The following is a 16353-nucleotide window of genomic DNA, read 5'->3' on the forward strand; positions in this document are numbered from 1 at the left end:
TCCAACCGGGGCTCAGGATTCGACCACACGGGCCCGGAGCCTCGGTAGCTGGGCCGGGTAGTGTTCCTGGATGAAGGTTACTATGCCCTCCCGAACCGCGCATCTCAGGTCCCAGTTCTTGCTGGAATCCGCAGCGCTCATCAGAAACCGCACCTGGATCGCCTGATCGCTGGAATCGGTTACCTGTACTGATGAAAATTCGCCATCCCAGAGTCCCGACTCGTTCAGCAGGCGGGCAAACTCTTGTCTGAGCGGTTCAACCGGCATGGTGTAGTCGACCCAGACAAAGACCGTTCCCAGCAGCTCAGAGGTATTCCTGGACCAGTTCTGGAAGGGATTCTCGATAAACCATTGCAGTGGCACTACAAGGCGGCGCAGATCCCAGACCCGCAACACCACATAGGTGGCTGTTACTTCTTCCACCCAGCACCACTCGCCCTGCACGTGCAGGACATCGTCTATGCGGAAGGGCTGAGTGAGGGCGATCTGCATACCTGCCAGCAGATTACTCAATACCGGACGGGCCGCGAAGCCAAGAATCAGGCCGCCAACGCCGGCAGAAGCCAGCAGGCTTGCGCCCATATGCTGAACCGATTCGAAGGTCATCAGGGCCGCGCCCAGGCCGATAATAACGATCAGGATGTTCAGTGCCCGAACGAGAAAGCGGGTCTGGGTTTCGACCTTGCGCGCCCGTTTCCACTGCCCTTCCAGCACCGGATTGAGCGCCACAATGACCTCGCCGATGGCTGAGGTCAGTCGAACCGCCGCCCAGGTAATGGCGAGCACAAGCAACAGGGTTGTCACCTGCTGGACCGCCGCCATCAGGGGCAGATCAGGTGGTGCAGTCTGTAGAGAGCCAGCCAGCGCAAGCAGGCAAAAAACCACACCGAGCGCCCGCGCCGCCGCATCCAGGAACAACCGGATAACCGTTCTGGACTCGGAAAAATGCCGGAACACAGCGAGGGCAAGCCGGTAGACGATATAGGTGACCGCAACCGCCAGAATCGCCGTAAACCCCGGCCACAACCACGCCGTGAAACCGGCTTCAAACGATTCCAGCATCAGCCCTCCAGGAGCTTTCGATCAGAAGAGTCCGCGGCGAGCATGTTCCTGGCTCGCCGCGTTCCATAAAAGCCTAGACCAGGCCCTGCTCTCGCGCCATTGCCATGGCCGCTTTCGGGCCGGTCCAGAGCGAGGGAAGGATAATCAGCGAAACCGGAATCGCCGTCAGCACAATGAACTGCTGCAGCACATCAATCTGGCCGGCGCCCATGTACAGGAGAATTGCCGCCATCAGCGCCATGGCACCACCCCAGAACACACGAATCCACGGGTTTGGTTCGTCATGGCCTGCGCCGACCATGGCAATGGAATAGCTCATGGAGTCGCCGGTGGTGGCGACGAAAATGGTTGTCAGTAGCAGAATCGCAGCCGCCATCCAGGTACCACCGGGCAGGGCCTGTGCCACCGTCAGAGTGGCGACATCAAAGCGGAAGTTATTAAGCGCTTCGGTGAGGTCGAAGGTACCGGCAAGCTGGTGGTAGATACCGGAGCCCCCCAGGAGGGTGAACCAGATAGTGGTGGCGATCGGCGCCAGCACGGCTACCGCCAGGACCATTTCGCGCACTGTCCGGCCCCGGGAGATTCTGGCGACGAAGACCGCCATCAGCGGCGTGTAGCCAATGAACCAGGCAAAGAAGAAAACCGTCCACCATTTCATCCACCAGGCTGGCGCCGTTTCGGCAGTCATGGTTGCCATGACAAAGAAGGAGGTGACGTATTCACCCATGGACTGAGTATAGGTATTGGCCAGGAACAGAGTTGGCCCGAAGACAAAAATGACACCGGCAATCACCAGCGCCAGAATGACGTTAAAACGGCTCAGCAACTGGATCCCCTTGTGCAGACCGGTCATGGCTGAGGTCATGTAAACGCCGGCTAATACCACTAACACGGTCAACTGGGTGCCATACCCGTCCTCCACGCCAAACAACTCGTGCAACCCGAAGCTCATCTGGGTGGCGAGAAAACCGATGGGGCCGACGGTTCCGGCCACCACAGCGATCACACAGAAAGCATCAATAACCCCGCCGAGGCGGCCCTGAATCACCTTCTCACCGAAAACCGGGTACAGCAGCGTTCTCGGTTGCAGCGGTTTGCCCTGGCCGTAATGGGCCCGGGTCAGTACCAGCGCGGTAAGGGAGCCGAGCACGGCCCAGGCCAGGAATCCCCAGTGAGTAAACGACTGGGCCATAGCCGGGGCGACCGCTGCGGCGGAGCCGGCTTCGGTGTCAAACGCCGGGGGCGTCACGACGAAGTGGTAAACCGGTTCACCGGCGGCAAAGAACACGCCGCCACCGGCCAACAAGGTACACATGATCATCGACAACCACCGGAAACGCCCTATTTCCGGTTTTTCCAGCCCGCCTATCCGCGCGGCGCCAGCGCGGCTCAGGGCTGTGCCAATCGCAATGAAAAACGTCAGAAGTAGCAGCAACTGGAAAAAGGATCCCAGGTAGGTGGCGGTCCACGCAAACCCGGCGCCGATCAGGTCGGCCACGTGGCTGCTGTCGATGATTGAGGCACCCACGAACAGAAGAATGAAGCCGATAGTGAGCACCAGAACGACAGGATCACTTTCAGAAAACGGCCCGCTTCTGGCTCGCGGGAGAGATTGGGATTGAACGGTCATCGGGTCTGCCTCCGGGAGAAAAAGCCGCGCAGGCTACAGGAAGTGAAAGCCTCATGCACGGGGGATTTCTGAAAATACGCATGGTCCGATGAAAAACATCACCGTATTGTTAGGATTCTATCTTTTTAGGAGGATTCTTTTGTCCCACCTGTACCTGGCGATATTGCTTGGCATGACCGTGGCACTCGGGCCCCTGGCACTTGATGCCTACTTGCCTGCGTTTCCGGACATCGCCGATGGTTTAGGCATTGACCACGGGCATGTGGGGCTGACCCTCAGCGCTTATGTCACCACGCTGGGTCTGGCCCAACTGGTTGGCGGCCCCCTGTCTGACCGATACGGTCGCAAGCCAATCCTTTTCGGAGGACTGCTGATCTTCATGGCCGGAGCCGTGATGGTGTCTATGGCCGACAGTCTGTCCGACATGGTGTTCTGGCGGATAGCCCAGGGTATTGGTGGCGCCTTCTGTGCGGTATCGGTTCCTGCCATTGTTCGCGACGAAGTCAGCGGGCAAGACGCCGCAAGGCTTTTTGGCCTGATTGGCCTGATCATGTTCATAGCCCCGGCAGCGGCTCCCTCGCTGGGGTCACTCATGCTGGCGCTTGGCGAGTGGCAGTGGATCTTTCTCATGCTGGCCGGCTACGCGGCGTTTCTTGTGGTGGTTCTGCAGGTGGCGCTTTTCCCGAAGCTGAAACCAAGAGCCCCCATCAAGACACCGGTTCGATCCCTGGTGACCAACTATCTGCTCGTGCTCCGGCACACAACCACCATGCGGTTCATCGGGATACAGGTCCTCTGTTTCAGCACCATGTTGTTATTTATTACCCATTCCTCGTTCATCTACCAGGAGTGGTACGGTCTCTCCAACAGCACCTTCGCCATCCTGTTCGCCGCCAACATTGGCTTCATGGCTGGCCTCAATTTGCTCAACCGCCCCCTGCTGAGACGATTTTCCTCAGTCCAGTTGGTGCGCGCGCAGGTCATCGCCCAATGGCTGGCCCTTGTCGCTCTGGTTGCCAGCGTCCAACTCCAGGGACCGCTCTGGTTGGTCGCAGGTTGCATCATTGTTGCCATTGGTTGCCAGGGCGGCATCGTGCCCAACAACATGGCCAACGCCATGGAATTCTTTCCGAACCTCAGCGGCACCGCCGCGGCATTGCTGGGCGCCTCGCAATTTACGATTGCCGGCGCCATCAGCACCCTGTCCTCAATCACGGGGGATCAGACATTGCCCAGCATCGCATTTGCTATGCTTGCCTGTTCAACGGGTGCTGTTCTTTTGGCACTGGGCGCACCAAGGGCGGTGGCTTTGGCGAAAGAATCCGGCGTGTAACACTTTCAGCACAAGGATCGTCTAAACAGTTTTCGGGGAGGAATGAACCATCTCCTCCACACAAGACGTACTGCTATAAGCGAACACAACAAAGGACGTGGCCAGAAATGATAATGCCAATACCGGAAGCAGAATCTCCTACCAGAACACTTGAATCACACGCAGGCCTACTGAGAACACCGAATCTCACAGCCGGGGACGCTGAGGACAAGCGAGACGAAATCGCTTCCTATTTCACGAATACCTTTGACACCTATACCCGCCTGTTCGAATGCCTGGCCGATGATTCCGGATATTTCCAGAAGTCGATCCCCCTCAGACACCCGTTGATTTTCTACCTGGGCCACACAGCCACTTTCTTTGTTAACAAACTGGTACTGGCAAAGCTGCTACCCGAGCGCATTGATCCACACATGGAGTCTATTTTTGCCGTGGGTGTCGATGAGATGAGCTGGGACGATCTGGACGAGGACCATTATGACTGGCCAACCGTGGCCGAAGTGATGGATTACCGGGCCAAAGTCCGTGCCACGGTTCTCGATTTAGTGGAAACACTGCCGCTCAGCCTGCCGATTAACTGGGAGAGCCCCTGGTGGCCCATCGTCATGGGGGTCGAGCACGAGCGGATACACCTGGAGACCTCGTCCGTGCTGATCCGCCAACACGATCTGGCACGGGTCCGCCCCCAGCCAGAATGGGCTCCCATTCGCGAAACCGGTGAAGCGCCGGAAAATGAGCTGATTACCGTGCCCGCCGGCACAGTCTCCATCGGGAAATCCTACGATGACGCCTGCTACGGCTGGGACAACGAATACGGCGAGCATGACGCCGAGGTAGAAGAATTCAGGGCCAGCCAATATCTGGTCAGTAACCAGGAATTCCTTCAGTTCGTCGAGGCCGGCGGCTATCAGGAGGACCGGTTCTGGAGCGAGGAAGGCTGTGCCTGGCGGCAATTCGCCGAGGCCCGGCACCCAACCTTCTGGCGCTGGCAGAATGGTTGGCATCTCCGCCTGATGACAGAAGAAGTCGAGATGCCCTGGGACTGGCCCGTAGAAGTCAATTACCACGAGGCCAAAGCCTTTTGCGAGTGGAAAAGGGAACAAACCGGCCAGCCTATCCGCCTGCCAACGGAGGATGAGTGGTACCGACTTTGTGCGGAGGCTGGGATCGAGGAAGTGGGTCACGACCCTGCCAACGCAAATCTCCACCTGGATCACGGGGCATCATCGTGCCCGGTGACCCGGTTCAGGCACGGTAACTGGTTCGACGTTGTTGGCAACGTCTGGCAGTGGACAGAAACGCCCACCTATCCGTTCGATAACTTCAAAGTTCATCCGCTCTACGATGACTTCACGACACCGACGTTCGACGGGCAGCATAACCTTATCAAGGGCGGTTCGTGGATCTCCTGCGGCAACGAAGCCCGGCTATCGGCCCGCTACGCCTTCCGCAGACACTTCTTCCAGCACGCGGGGTTCCGCTACATCGCCTCTGAAAGCGAGGCGGTGCAACCCAACGCCTACTACGAAAGCGACCGGTTGCTGACTGAGTACGCGGAATTCCATTACGGCGACTCCTGGTTTGGTGTCGAGAATTTCCCGAGAGCCATGGCGGACATTGCTCTGGAAGCCATGAGGGGCAAGTCGACCGGTAAAGCGCTGGACCTCGGCTGCGCCTGTGGTCGCTCCAGTTTTGAATTGGCGAGAGAGTTCGACCAGGTTGAAGGTGTCGACTTCTCCGCCAACTTTATCCGTCTGGGTGTGGAGATGGCCGAGCAAGGCTCCATCCGCTACGCGCTTGCAGAGGAAGGCGAACTGGTCAGTTACCACACAAGAACCCTCAAAGAGTTGGCACTTGACAAGCACGCGGCGAAAGTCAGTTTTTATCAGGGTGATGCCTGCAATCTCAAACCGCAGTACTCGGACTACGATCTTGTTCTGGCGGCCAACCTGATCGACAGGCTTTATAAGCCCAGACGTTTTCTGGACAGCATTCACGAACGGATCAACGACGGTGGTTTGCTGGTTATCGCCTCGCCCTACACTTGGCTGGAAGAGCACACCCCAAAGGAAGAGTGGATCGGCGGTTTCAAAAAGGACGGTGAGAATCACACCACCCTGGATGGCTTGAAAGATCACCTCTCCAAGCACTTCCGGTTAGTCAATGAGCCGAGAAAAGTTCCGTTCGTGATTCGCGAAACCCAGCACAAGTTCCAGCATACCCTGTCGGAAGTAACTATTTGGGAGCGGTTGCCGCGCTGATCAGCGCGGTGATCCCCTCACTGATCGCCTTGTGGTCCACCAACTGATCGAACCAGTTGGTGGCTACTTGACCGCTCGCCAGGCACAACAGCCTCCCCAGCACGATGTCTCTGTAAACGTTATCGCCATCCAGGTTGGTGTTCATGCGAAGCGCCAAAAGCGGTATTTTTGTCGCGGGGACTGGTTTATCTTAATCATAGGAAACAACGTTCCTATTACGTTCATCACGCAGAAACAGAGCTGCTCTGGCTCGGTAATCGGAGAACAATGCATTGAGTGACAACCCCGCTGGACTGGTTGAAGATAGCTCCGTTTACAGAACCTTATTGGAGTCAACCAAAGCGATTCCCTGGAAAATCAACTGGCGAACCATGCGATTCGAGTACATAGGGCCCCAGATTGAAGCCCTGCTCGGCTGGCCCCAGGACAGCTGGCTGACCGTAGACGACTGGGCCACCCGCATGCACCCCGAGGATCGGGAGCGGGTCGTCAATTTCTGCGTATCGCAATCCGAGGCCGGAGTCGATCATGAGGCGGACTATCGGGCCCTCACCGAACGAGGAGAATACGTCTGGTTGCGGGATGTGGTGCATGTACTGCGTGACGATAACGGTGATGTCGAGGCTCTTATCGGCTTTATGTTCGACATCAGCGAGCGCAAGAAAACCGAAGACGAATTGGTCGCTCTGCAGAAGAAACTGGAAGAGTACTCTTACAAGGATGGACTCACCGGCGTCGCAAACCGCCGAATGTTTGATACCGTCATGAACGAGAACTGGAACGACGCCATCCGACACCAGTCTTCTCTGTCAGTCATACTGCTGGATATCGACAATTTCAAAGCGTACAACGATCTTAACGGCCATTTGCAGGGTGATGAGTGTCTCAAACGAATCGCCACGATACTGGAGAACGCGGCCCAACGTCCCCGCGACTTCGTGGCAAGGTTCGGCGGTGAGGAATTCGTGATCGTCTTGCCCGAAACGGACACGCCAGCTGCCACCAGAGTGGCTGAACGTTGCCGTCAGTTGCTTCGTGAGGAACAACTTCCCCGGGGAGACAGCCCGCAGAGTAAAAAGGTTACGATGAGCATGGGAATAGGCACTGTGATTCCCTCACGCGACGACCGCATCGCCGATTTCCTGGATCTGGTCGACCAGCGACTTTATAAAGCGAAGCGGGACGGCCGTAATCGAATTGTCTTCGATTAGAATAGAAAAGGCCGCGCAGTAATCTGAGCGGCCTCTATCCCGATTAGTTTACTTCTGGACTTGCTCAAAGTAACCGGTCAGGCGGTCCTTATTCGTTGCAGCGGCTGCAGTGAGCTTATCCACGGCGGCTTTCGCAGAGTCGTAATTGACCGCTTCGCCTACCTGAATCACACCGGCCATGTTCAACGCGGCGTGGGGCGTGCATTTATAAACGTATACGCCCTCTTCGTTCAGGGTCACCGTGATGCCCTCATTCATGGCTCCCTGCCAACCTACAGCACCCTCAGGCACCTCTACGGACACTGAGTTGTGGGCTGGATCGACAAGGACAAATTTGACGGTATCGCCAGGCTCGGCCTTAACAAATCCCGGTTCAAAGACCATGGCACCGTCAGCGCCGGAGTTCTTCATTTCAACGACGTGTTCGGCCGCCATTGCAACGCCAGAAATAAAAGAGAGTGCAACTGCAGCAAAGGTGTGTTTCAGCGTTAATTTCATAGTGACTTCACCTCATTGGTTGGTCATTTAAAGCAATAAAAACTACGCGGCCCATCCACATCAGGATCCCTTTCGACTCTAAGGGCATATCCTTATGGGAATGCCCCCCCTGGTTCGCCAAGGCTCGGCCCTGAGAACCAATGAGGGCCTGTTTCGTACAAATTGGCATCATGTCTTCGGATATTGAATGATGGCGGAACCAAAGATCGACGGCATACACTGCAAGAGCAAGCTCGCTCCTTTGTGCAACAGCAGATCCTGAACGGAGATCGGGAATCGGCGAGCCATTAAGCTAAAAGGGGTTTATGCAACAAAAGACAATTACTGACGAAACCTTGAGAATGGGCGTTGACGTTCTGGCCGAGAGAGATTCCGATTTATACAGGATCCGGGACCGGCTTGGGTACCCGCCACTCTGGGCTCGAGAGCCGGGGTTTGCCTCACTGGTGCATATCATTCTGGAACAACAGGTCTCGATCAAAGCCGCAGCCACCATGTTTCAGCGGCTCGCGTCGCATCTAGGATCGGTAACCCCGGAATTGGTCCAAAAGGCTGGCGAGTCTGAGCTGAGGCAAGTCGGGCTTACACGGCAAAAAGCCCGGTACTGCGTCGAGCTCGCCAATCGGGTTGCCAGCGGTGCGCTGGAACTCTCAAAGCTTGACAGCCTTGACGATGCGCAGGGCCGAAGCCACCTTTTGGATATACCGGGTCTCGGGCCCTGGACCGTCGACGTCTATTACATGATGGCGCTCCGGCGAGCGAATGTCTGGCCTCAGGGAGACCTGGCTCTGGCATCCGCGCTACAGGACATCAAACAGCTGGAGGCCCGGCCAACCAGAGATGAACAACTTGTTTTTGCGGAACAATGGAAGCCGTGGCGAGCCGTAGCCGCTCGTATGCTTTGGATGCATTACCTGGACGCACGAGGTCAATGAAGGAGGCAGCGTGATCTACGAAACCGAAATGAAACACCTGGCCCGCTGTGTGGAGTTAGCCTCAATGGCAGTGGACAGCGGAAACCCGCCTTTTGGCTCCGTGCTGGTGGATGAAACCGGTGCCGTCAGGTACGAGGGACATAACGAAACTGCAGGTGGGGACGAGACCAGACACCCCGAATTCGAGATAGCCCGCTGGGCGGCTGCCAACATGACCCCGGATGAGCGAGCCGCCTCCACAGTGTATACCTCTGGAGAGCACTGCCCGATGTGCGCGGCTGCACACGGTTGGGTTGGCCTTGGGCGAATCGTTTATGCAAGCTCGTCGGAGCAGCTTTCAGCCTGGCTGGACGAACTGCACGTGGCGCCACCGCCCGTGGCAACCCTTCCGATTAATCAGGTGGTTCCAGGTGTTCCCACCGAGGGTCCCTTCCCCACCCTTGCTGACGCTCTGCGAGAGCTTCACGAGCGCTACGCTTTGGCCGATCGGAACAAAACGTAATTTCCCAGCAGTGCCAGCGTGGCACCCAGTACCGCCGTTGTTGTCCACTCAAAGCCCTCGAGCCAGGTCGAAACGCTCAGGGCAACCACGGGGAAAAGCACCGTCGCGTAGCCGGCCTTGTCGGCACCGAGCGTCTGAATCACCGTGATGTAGCAATAAAACGCGATGATTGAGCCGGGAACGGCCAGAAAGACGGTTGCGCCCCAGAAAGTCGCCGAGGTGGGGACTACCCACTCAACACCCTGCAACAGGCACCAGATGCCAAGAATCACCGCGCCGTAAACCATGGCCCATGCGTTGGCCAGGAACAGCGGCACCTGTGACATCCGCACCTTGATGCTGACCAGGTTACCCATGGAGAACCAGAAAGTTCCTGCAATGGCGAACAAAATGCTGGTGGCGGTGGCGTTACCCAGCTGCAAATCGTGCCAGAACAGCAGGGCCACACCGGTGATCCCCAGAGAGATTGCCGGATACAGCCGAGCGGTGGGCCTCAATCGCAACCAGAGCCAGCCATTCAGGGCATTAAACAGCGCGGCCAGGGAAAATACCACCGCCAGCAGACCGCTTGTCATCGATTCTGCCGCACGATAGATCAGAAGGAAGTTGATGCTGTACAGGGTCGCTCCCTGCAGTACCAGCCAGCCGTGCTGTGTCAGGGTAAGCCTCTCCAATCTGCGCGCGATGGCAAGAACCACCAGTGTCACCACAGAGGCCATAACGAACCGGTAAAACACGGAGATATCGACAGGGGCTGCTTCAACCTGCAGCCGAATCGCTGTCCAGGTCAGCCCCCAGATCAGTACCGTCAAACCATAGTGAGCAGAGATGGGCATGCAATTGGGATCCTGTAACTATCGGGAAGAACCGTTGGCTGGTTCACGATTCCTGATCGGGGCACCAGACACGCCATGGCCGTGAGCGAAACATCCCGGAATACCGCCTCCGAGGCAACAACACTCGGGAATCTATCGTAAAGCATCCGCCGACACGTAGAGGTTCGAGCTTCGGCTTTTTCGACGCAATCAGACTGGGCCGTCGCGCCACTACCCTCGCCCGTAACATCCGAGCAGAAGTCCGGAATCTGCCCGAAAATCCAGTCGACTGCAGCACTGAGTTCAACGGGATTGACCTGCAAGTTGGAAAGGCGGCTTGCGTCGATGGGGTCGGGCTGTTCGCGGGTCTGGTCCCAGAGAACAAACAGCAGGGCGGCAGATACCAGTACAACAGTCACCTTTGGAAACTTCATAGGGGCCTTTTTAATCCGGTGAATCAGATCGCCGATCATAAACGCTCAGGCATGTTCTGTCCTGGTTTCCGATCCTGCCGGGGACTCAATGAGGCCAAGAACCCAGCAGGCCATCCCAATGGCGCCGGCCTGATTGGCCGGCGCAAACTCTCACTAGAGGCCCTGGGCGCCCCGGCGCAACCAGTCGTGCACGAACGCGAGTTTGCGTTGCGCCGTTTCTGACAACACAAACGGATACAGGTCAGAAAGGCCCATGGAGCGGTTCACATGGTTGACCCGAATGGCCAGCGACGCCGCGACGTTAATCAGCATGGCTGTGTCGGGCTCGGCGTAAGGATCCCAGCCCTGTCTGGGCACTTCCGGCGATGTCAGCCCCGATGACACCAGGCTGTCGGTGATGTCTGTCAGGTGGAGCAGGTGCGCGGCAGTCTCTGCCCAGTCCTCATGAGGATGTGCCGAGGCGTAACTGGTCAGGTAGAACAGCCTCCAGTCCTCTGGCGGACCGTTATGATAGTGATGCTCAAGGGCCGCCGGATAATCGGCGCGCTCATCACCAAACATTTCCCGGAACGCATCCAGAAAATCTTCCCGCAAACTCAGACGCCACCAGAGCATATGAGCGATCTCATGGCGCATATGGCCAACCATGGTGCGGTAGGGTTCATCGAGGGCTTGTCGTCGGGTGGTACGAACCACCGGATCCGCCTCTGCAACACTGATGGTAACCACACCATTGGCGTGCCCCATGGCAACAGGAGTCAGTCCTTCCGCCAACATATGAAAAACCGGGCGGGTGCCCGGATCTTCCGGGCGAAACCAGTGCCAGCGCCCGAGGTTATCCAGCACCCACCGCTTCGCAGCCTCAGTCTCGGCCCAGTTCGGCATGGCATTGGGAATGTTCGGGTCCGGCGCCAGCGCCGTCATCGCGCACGACCTGCAGAAAGCCCCTTTCTCAGGCGCAATCCAGTTGCAGCCGATAATGTCCCGATTCACGCAGAAAGGCGGCATGGGGACGAATGCCCTGGCCTGTGGATCGTAAGCGACCGGCGTGCCCTCGGCAGTGGTGAGATTGTCAAACCACAGATTTCCGGAACCAACCGGGTTGGAGAAAACCTTCATAGAGCTGGTGCTCCTTTTATACGGCAGTTTGCTCGAGAATGTGTCGCCGTTCTCCCGAACCTATACCCTATAGCCAAGGAACACCAGCCAGAGAGGCCAATCGGCCCAGCCAAACCTTACATCGTGATGACCAGATCGTCGTAATCAAAACGCACTTTCGGCAAGCCAGAACTCCGGTCACGGGCACTGCGGTAACCCAGGGCAACAATGGCCGAGCTCTCCAGCCCCAACTCTGCCAACCCCAGCACGTCATCATAGGCGTTGTGGTCAAAACCGGTCATCGGGCAGCTGTCGATCCGCATGGAGGCGGCCGCGGTGAGCAGCGTGCCCAGGGCAATATAGGCTTGCTGGTGCGCCCATGCCTGCTTCTCTGCTTGCGACTTGGATGCGAGTGCCTCTTTCATGTGAGTCACATAGCCCGAGATCTCCGCCGCGGGTACGCTCCGGGTTTTCTCAAACTGCGTGACATACCTGTCGACGGTGTGATCACCAATGTCTGTCTGCGCGGCAAAAACAATCAAATGCGAGCAGTCCAAGACCTTCTGCTGGCCATACGAATAAGGCAGCAAATCCTTCCGGACCGACTTGCTCTCAACAATCAGAATTTTGTATGGCTGCAGTCCATAGGAAGATGCGCTCTTGCGGGCTGCATCCACCAGTGTTTCCACCGTTTGGCCATCAAGCTTTTCTGGTGAAAACTCGCGGACGGCGTAACGCCAGTCCAGGGCTTCGTGTATGTTCATAGGGTTGCCTCCTTCAGTTTGAGGTAACCACTCTATGGAACCGGCGAACCCTAAAAAACGGATGAAATAGAACTACATATTTTCCAAAATGGAAATAGCCAGAAGTTGAGCCAAGGAATCAGCGCTATTCCCAATAAGGCTTCTCGCCCAGATGCTGGTCCAGATGGTCAAGCAGCAGGCGAACCTTGGTGGGTTGCTTGCGCCCCGGCGGAAACAGGGCGAATACGGTATAGGGCTTGGGCGGGAAATTGGTCAGCAAGGGAACCAGGACGCCCTTTTCAATATCGCCCTGCACCAGAAAGCGCGGCAATAAACCAACGCCGGCTCCCCTCAAAAGGCTCTGGCGAATCGCCAGGCTGCTGTCCGTTCGGTAGTTGCCACTGACTCTCACCTCCCCATCACCCAGCTCCCAGACTCCCGGTCTGTCATGCAGTGAAAACGTCAGGCAGTTGTGCCGTGTCAAGTCTTCCGGACCAAGAATTTCCGGGGCATTTTTCAGATAGTCTGGTGATGCGCATACAATATTTCTGGACGTTCTCAGTGGCCTGGCCATGAGGGTTGAATCAGCCAGGGAGCTTCGAACCCTGATAGCGATGTCTACGCCCTGCTCCACCAGATCAACCATTCGATCACTGAGCTGAAGGTCGATATCGATTTCGGGATAGTCGCGCAGAAAACTGTCGATGGCCTCTGTTATGTGGGTCAAGCCGAACGACATGGGAACGTTCAGCCTGATCGTGCCTCGAGGCTCTGCCTGCAACCCTCTTGCCTCAAGCTCTGCCTCGTCCAGATCATCCAACAACGCCTGAGTACGTTGCAGAAAAGCGAGCCCGGCACCAGTCAGGTTCATGCGGCGGGTGGTGCGGTTGATCAGCCTGGTATCCAGATCCCGTTCCAGAAAGGCAATATGCTTACTCACCGTTGCAGCGGTTATATCCAGGTCATCCGCAGCCCGGGTGAAACTACCCAGCTCTGCAACGCGCCTGAAAATTTTCATTGCCACCAGCTTGTCCGTAGCCACTTAAAACTCCTGATTATTTCTGATTTGGAAGGAGTATTGTTCGCCCAGACCCAATTATCAACCCAATTAATTGCTGCAAACTGACTATCAACAACCCGCCTCACCAACCGGAGCATTCAGTGATGATAGCGACAGCGCAGCGTTCCTTTATCCCTCCCCAAGCCCTGATCTGGGGCCTACTGCTGGCCAACGGATTTCTGATTGCACTGATGCTGGCGCTGGCGAAAGCGGCAACATCCCAGGGTATGCCTGCCGTCACCTATGCCTTCTGGCAAACGCTCATTGCAGGAGCCGTTCTACTGTTGTGCTCCCAAAAACGCCGTTCTCTGCTGGAACGTCGCCTGACCCGCTATTTCCTCATCAGCGGCTTGACCGGTATCGCGATCCCGAATGTGATCGGATTTTATCTGGTGACCAAACTCGGAGCCGGTTTCACGGGAATCATGTATGCCCTTCCCCCAATCTTTACGTTCCTGCTCGCCACCAGCATCGGCCTGGAAAAACGAAGCTGGATCAAACTGGCTGGGTTGTCTATTGCGGTCGTCGCCTGCGCCTGGATTGTGCTGCAACGTCATTCCGAGATCAGCAGCCCGAACATAGCCTGGTTCGCCATGGGCCTGATTATCCCGGCGATGCTATCCATCGGTAACGTCTATCGCTCAGTCGCCTGGCCTGATGATGTAAAACCCATGGTCCTTGCATCGGGTACGCTGCTGGCGTCGGCCTTCACGCTTGCCCTGATCGCCAGCCTGACGGAAACCCCTATTTTTCCGAAGGGTACGGGATCGGATCTTATTGGCATTGTCGTTCTGCAGGGACTACTAACCGCGCTGACCTACCTTTGCGCCTTTGAACTTCAGGGTCGCTCTGACCCGGTTTTTTACAGTCAGCTCGGAGCCGTGGCGGCCGTCTTCGGATTGCTCATAGGTGTTATCTGGTTCGAGGAGCACTACTCTGTAACCATCTGGCTGGGTGCTTTCCTGGTGATCCTCGGGCTCAGGATAAGCAACAGGACGAAAGCGCAACCCAGTGTGGCTCAGGCAGAACCTGTGCGCTAGAACTGGCTTCGACCCCGCAACAGTATCTGAAAATCATCAATACTATCGTCGCCGTCCAGCGGGAAGGCAAAGTCGAGGAGCAGCATCCGTTGCACCTCGATGCGGCTGGACGCCAGCCTCATGCCAAAGCCGACATCTTTCAGCACCCCTTCGTCAGGACCACTATTCCGGTCGTCGGTGAACCAGGCCCGGCCGACGTCAGTAAACACCACGCCGCCCACCCGGAACAACTGGAACGGATGCCAATCCGGGAAGTAACGTCGCTCCAGGGTCCAGAGCACCCGGCGATTGCCCTGCTGGTACTCACTTGGGTAACCGCGCAGCCCGTTCTCGCCCCCGATGAGCAGCTGCTGATCAGCCGTCAGATTGTGTGCTGCGGTGAACGCCAGCTTGGTGTACCAGCTGTTCCAGCGTTCCGAGCCGCCATGAAAGTATTGCACGCTTGCTGTGCCCAGCAGGTTTTCCACCCGGTCCTCGTCGAGGCGGTAGGTGCCGCTCTGGCTGAGGGTATAGCTGGCATAATTGGTCTGGGTTACGTGCAGCACATCCCGGAAATCCATATTGAGAACCACACGGTCCTCAGTGGCACCCAGCCCGCTGCCGGAATAACCCAGCTCGGTACGCCACACGAAGCCATCCCGCACATCTTCGACCCTCTGAAGCCGTGTCAGGTTGGTCATTTCCCGAAAGCGATTCTGGCGGTAATCGAAGCCAATCCAGGGATAACTCAGGGTTCTGTCTTCCGGCAGGATGTCGAGATTGAGTTCGTCGGGTAAACGGTCGAATACCAGTGCATCGTAGCGGTAGCCGGCAAGCAATCTCAGTTGCCGGTCGTCCTTCTCAGCCAGGCGCCAGCCTCCATCAATGCTGAAAAATTCGTGGCTGCGCCGATAATCGGCAATGGCCTCCGCCCCTACGTAGCGGGATTCCTCCCGGACATCGTCGATACCACTCAGGCCAAATCGCCAGTTGGTGGTTTCGCTGAAGAAAGGCCTTTCCAGGTAAGCGCCTCGGCCCCGGCCGTCGCTCCGTTCATCGAACGAGAACCCGGCCTGCCAGTGCGAGCCCAGCACGTTCGGATCATCAAAGTAGAGACTTGTTTCAGTACGATCGGGGTCCTTTGCATAGCCGATACCAAGGCTCTTCCCTGACCCGGCAAAGTTGGGATCAGAAAGCCCGAAGTTGGTGGTGTTCTCACCACCGGATCGCGACACACCAACACTGGGGAAAAGCGTCCAGGTATCCCGCGTCAGAACACTTACCTCAAGTTCGTCCCCACAAACCCGGGTAACGCCCACCCAGGCTGCGGTGAGATACTCCCGCTGGCGCAGCACCCGCTCGGATTCGGAAATAAGCTCGGGCTCGTAGACGTCGCCTTGCTCGAACACCAACTGGGCCCGCAGCGCAGATTCCCAGGTAGGCGTGTTGAGGGCGTTCAGGGTTCGATACAGCGCGTTGTTCTGCTCCGGATCAGTGGTATCAAAGATCGGACGGCGAAGAATGCGGATGCTACCAATGCGCGCGCCCTCCGGAATGACCAGATCGTTCTGCCGGGCGAGTTGGTCCCTCGGTTTGTCCAGATCAATGGCTTCCGGCTGAATGCTGCTGGCAATGCAGTTGTATCTGTCCGATTCGGCAGCAGCGCAGGATCCTGCGAAAACCAGGCCTGAAACAACAAGCGCTTTCCTGAACACCACACTCACCTCAACAGCCGTACCGACACTAATCTAG

The 16353-nt window shown here is 57.1% G+C and carries 16 protein-coding genes; 6 read left to right on the plus strand and 10 right to left on the minus strand.

Features of this window, described 5'->3' with window-relative positions:
* Positions 1 to 12: 12 nt before the first annotated feature.
* Entirely contained in the window at positions 13 to 1062 is a 1050-nt protein-coding gene (locus GJU83_RS04600; protein WP_069184293.1) for a mechanosensitive ion channel family protein, read from the minus strand.
* 73 nt (positions 1063 to 1135) lie between these two features.
* Positions 1136 to 2692: a BCCT family transporter gene (locus tag GJU83_RS04605; RefSeq protein WP_069184294.1), complete on the minus strand. Its 1557-nt coding sequence runs from the start codon at positions 2690 to 2692 to the stop codon at positions 1136 to 1138.
* A gap of 88 nt (positions 2693 to 2780) precedes the next feature.
* Here GJU83_RS04605 and GJU83_RS04610 point away from each other — a divergent pair, with 88 nt between their 5' ends.
* Positions 2781 to 4025, plus strand: coding sequence for a multidrug effflux MFS transporter (locus GJU83_RS04610; protein ID WP_141697225.1), 1245 nt, complete (start codon positions 2781 to 2783; stop codon positions 4023 to 4025).
* A gap of 113 nt (positions 4026 to 4138) precedes the next feature.
* Positions 4139 to 6286 (plus strand): 5-histidylcysteine sulfoxide synthase, encoded by a 2148-nt coding sequence (gene ovoA, locus GJU83_RS04615; protein ID WP_069184488.1) that lies wholly within the window; start codon positions 4139 to 4141, stop codon positions 6284 to 6286.
* On the opposite strand, the gene GJU83_RS04620 is transcribed toward ovoA, so the two are convergent.
* On the minus strand, positions 6261 to 6431 hold the full coding sequence (locus tag GJU83_RS04620) for a hypothetical protein (RefSeq protein ID WP_174805011.1): 171 nt from the start codon (positions 6429 to 6431) through the stop codon (positions 6261 to 6263). The two genes, ovoA and GJU83_RS04620, sit on opposite strands and share 26 nt — an antisense overlap.
* 127 nt (positions 6432 to 6558) lie before the next feature.
* Here GJU83_RS04620 and GJU83_RS04625 point away from each other — a divergent pair, with 127 nt between their 5' ends.
* Complete coding sequence (locus GJU83_RS04625) at positions 6559 to 7497, plus strand: GGDEF domain-containing protein (RefSeq protein ID WP_069184296.1); 939 nt, start codon at positions 6559 to 6561, stop codon at positions 7495 to 7497.
* 48 nt (positions 7498 to 7545) lie between these two features.
* On the opposite strand, the gene GJU83_RS04630 is transcribed toward GJU83_RS04625, so the two are convergent.
* Complete coding sequence (locus GJU83_RS04630; RefSeq protein ID WP_069184297.1) at positions 7546 to 7995, minus strand: pseudoazurin; 450 nt, start codon at positions 7993 to 7995, stop codon at positions 7546 to 7548.
* Between the two features lie 305 nt (positions 7996 to 8300).
* Between GJU83_RS04630 and GJU83_RS04635 the strand changes: the two genes are divergently transcribed.
* Positions 8301 to 8930, plus strand: coding sequence for a DNA-3-methyladenine glycosylase family protein (locus GJU83_RS04635; RefSeq protein ID WP_069184299.1), 630 nt, complete (start codon positions 8301 to 8303; stop codon positions 8928 to 8930).
* Positions 8931 to 8940: 10 nt separating this feature from the next.
* Entirely contained in the window at positions 8941 to 9432 is a 492-nt protein-coding gene (locus GJU83_RS04640) for a nucleoside deaminase (RefSeq protein WP_227514571.1), read from the plus strand.
* Here GJU83_RS04640 and GJU83_RS04645 read toward each other — a convergent pair.
* The 5 genes from GJU83_RS04645 to GJU83_RS04665 all read right to left on the minus strand — a co-directional run bounded on the left by GJU83_RS04645 (position 9402) and on the right by GJU83_RS04665 (position 13564).
* The gene (locus tag GJU83_RS04645; protein ID WP_069184300.1) at positions 9402 to 10268 is read right to left on the minus strand and encodes a DMT family transporter; all 867 of its coding nucleotides are present in this window, start codon (positions 10266 to 10268) and stop codon (positions 9402 to 9404) included. The genes GJU83_RS04640 and GJU83_RS04645 overlap by 31 nt on opposite strands.
* The gene (locus tag GJU83_RS04650; protein ID WP_227514572.1) at positions 10241 to 10681 is read right to left on the minus strand and encodes a hypothetical protein; all 441 of its coding nucleotides are present in this window, start codon (positions 10679 to 10681) and stop codon (positions 10241 to 10243) included. The genes GJU83_RS04645 and GJU83_RS04650 overlap by 28 nt, the downstream gene beginning before the upstream one ends.
* Positions 10682 to 10834: 153 nt before the next feature.
* A complete protein-coding gene (locus GJU83_RS04655) occupies positions 10835 to 11800 on the minus strand; it encodes a zinc-binding metallopeptidase family protein (RefSeq protein WP_069184301.1) in 966 nt (321 codons plus the stop codon).
* Between the two features lie 116 nt (positions 11801 to 11916).
* Positions 11917 to 12543: an NAD(P)H-dependent oxidoreductase gene (locus tag GJU83_RS04660; protein WP_069184302.1), complete on the minus strand. Its 627-nt coding sequence runs from the start codon at positions 12541 to 12543 to the stop codon at positions 11917 to 11919.
* A 124-nt stretch (positions 12544 to 12667) separates the two neighbouring features.
* Positions 12668 to 13564, minus strand: coding sequence for a LysR family transcriptional regulator (locus GJU83_RS04665; protein WP_069184303.1), 897 nt, complete (start codon positions 13562 to 13564; stop codon positions 12668 to 12670).
* Between the two features lie 122 nt (positions 13565 to 13686).
* On the opposite strand from GJU83_RS04665, the gene GJU83_RS04670 reads away from it, so the two are divergent.
* On the plus strand, positions 13687 to 14622 hold the full coding sequence (locus GJU83_RS04670) for a DMT family transporter (protein ID WP_069184304.1): 936 nt from the start codon (positions 13687 to 13689) through the stop codon (positions 14620 to 14622).
* Here GJU83_RS04670 and GJU83_RS04675 read toward each other — a convergent pair.
* Positions 14619 to 16316 (minus strand): BamA/TamA family outer membrane protein, encoded by a 1698-nt coding sequence (locus GJU83_RS04675; protein ID WP_227514573.1) that lies wholly within the window; start codon positions 16314 to 16316, stop codon positions 14619 to 14621. The genes GJU83_RS04670 and GJU83_RS04675 overlap by 4 nt on opposite strands.
* Between the last annotated feature and the right edge of the window lie 37 nt (positions 16317 to 16353).

It is taken from the genome of Marinobacter salsuginis, assembly GCF_009617755.1.
Taxonomy (GTDB): Bacteria; Pseudomonadota; Gammaproteobacteria; order Pseudomonadales; family Oleiphilaceae; genus Marinobacter; species Marinobacter salsuginis.

Excerpts from the sequence above, each read along its gene's own strand:
- GJU83_RS04600 (WP_069184293.1), bottom strand. The coding sequence starts at position 1,062 with ATGCTGGAATCGTTTGAAGCCGGTTTCACGGCGTGGTTGTGGCCGGGG.
- GJU83_RS04605 (WP_069184294.1), bottom strand. The coding sequence starts at position 2,692 with ATGACCGTTCAATCCCAATCTCTCCCGCGAGCCAGAAGCGGGCCGTTT.
- GJU83_RS04610 (WP_141697225.1), top strand. The coding sequence starts at position 2,781 with ATGAAAAACATCACCGTATTGTTAGGATTCTATCTTTTTAGGAGGATT.
- ovoA (WP_069184488.1), top strand. The coding sequence starts at position 4,139 with ATGCCAATACCGGAAGCAGAATCTCCTACCAGAACACTTGAATCACAC.
- GJU83_RS04620 (WP_174805011.1), bottom strand. The coding sequence starts at position 6,431 with ATGAACACCAACCTGGATGGCGATAACGTTTACAGAGACATCGTGCTG.
- GJU83_RS04630 (WP_069184297.1), bottom strand. The coding sequence starts at position 7,995 with ATGAAATTAACGCTGAAACACACCTTTGCTGCAGTTGCACTCTCTTTT.
- GJU83_RS04635 (WP_069184299.1), top strand. The coding sequence starts at position 8,301 with ATGCAACAAAAGACAATTACTGACGAAACCTTGAGAATGGGCGTTGAC.
- GJU83_RS04645 (WP_069184300.1), bottom strand. The coding sequence starts at position 10,268 with ATGCCCATCTCTGCTCACTATGGTTTGACGGTACTGATCTGGGGGCTG.
- GJU83_RS04650 (WP_227514572.1), bottom strand. The coding sequence starts at position 10,681 with ATGAAGTTTCCAAAGGTGACTGTTGTACTGGTATCTGCCGCCCTGCTG.
- GJU83_RS04655 (WP_069184301.1), bottom strand. The coding sequence starts at position 11,800 with ATGAAGGTTTTCTCCAACCCGGTTGGTTCCGGAAATCTGTGGTTTGAC.
- GJU83_RS04660 (WP_069184302.1), bottom strand. The coding sequence starts at position 12,543 with ATGAACATACACGAAGCCCTGGACTGGCGTTACGCCGTCCGCGAGTTT.
- GJU83_RS04670 (WP_069184304.1), top strand. The coding sequence starts at position 13,687 with ATGATAGCGACAGCGCAGCGTTCCTTTATCCCTCCCCAAGCCCTGATC.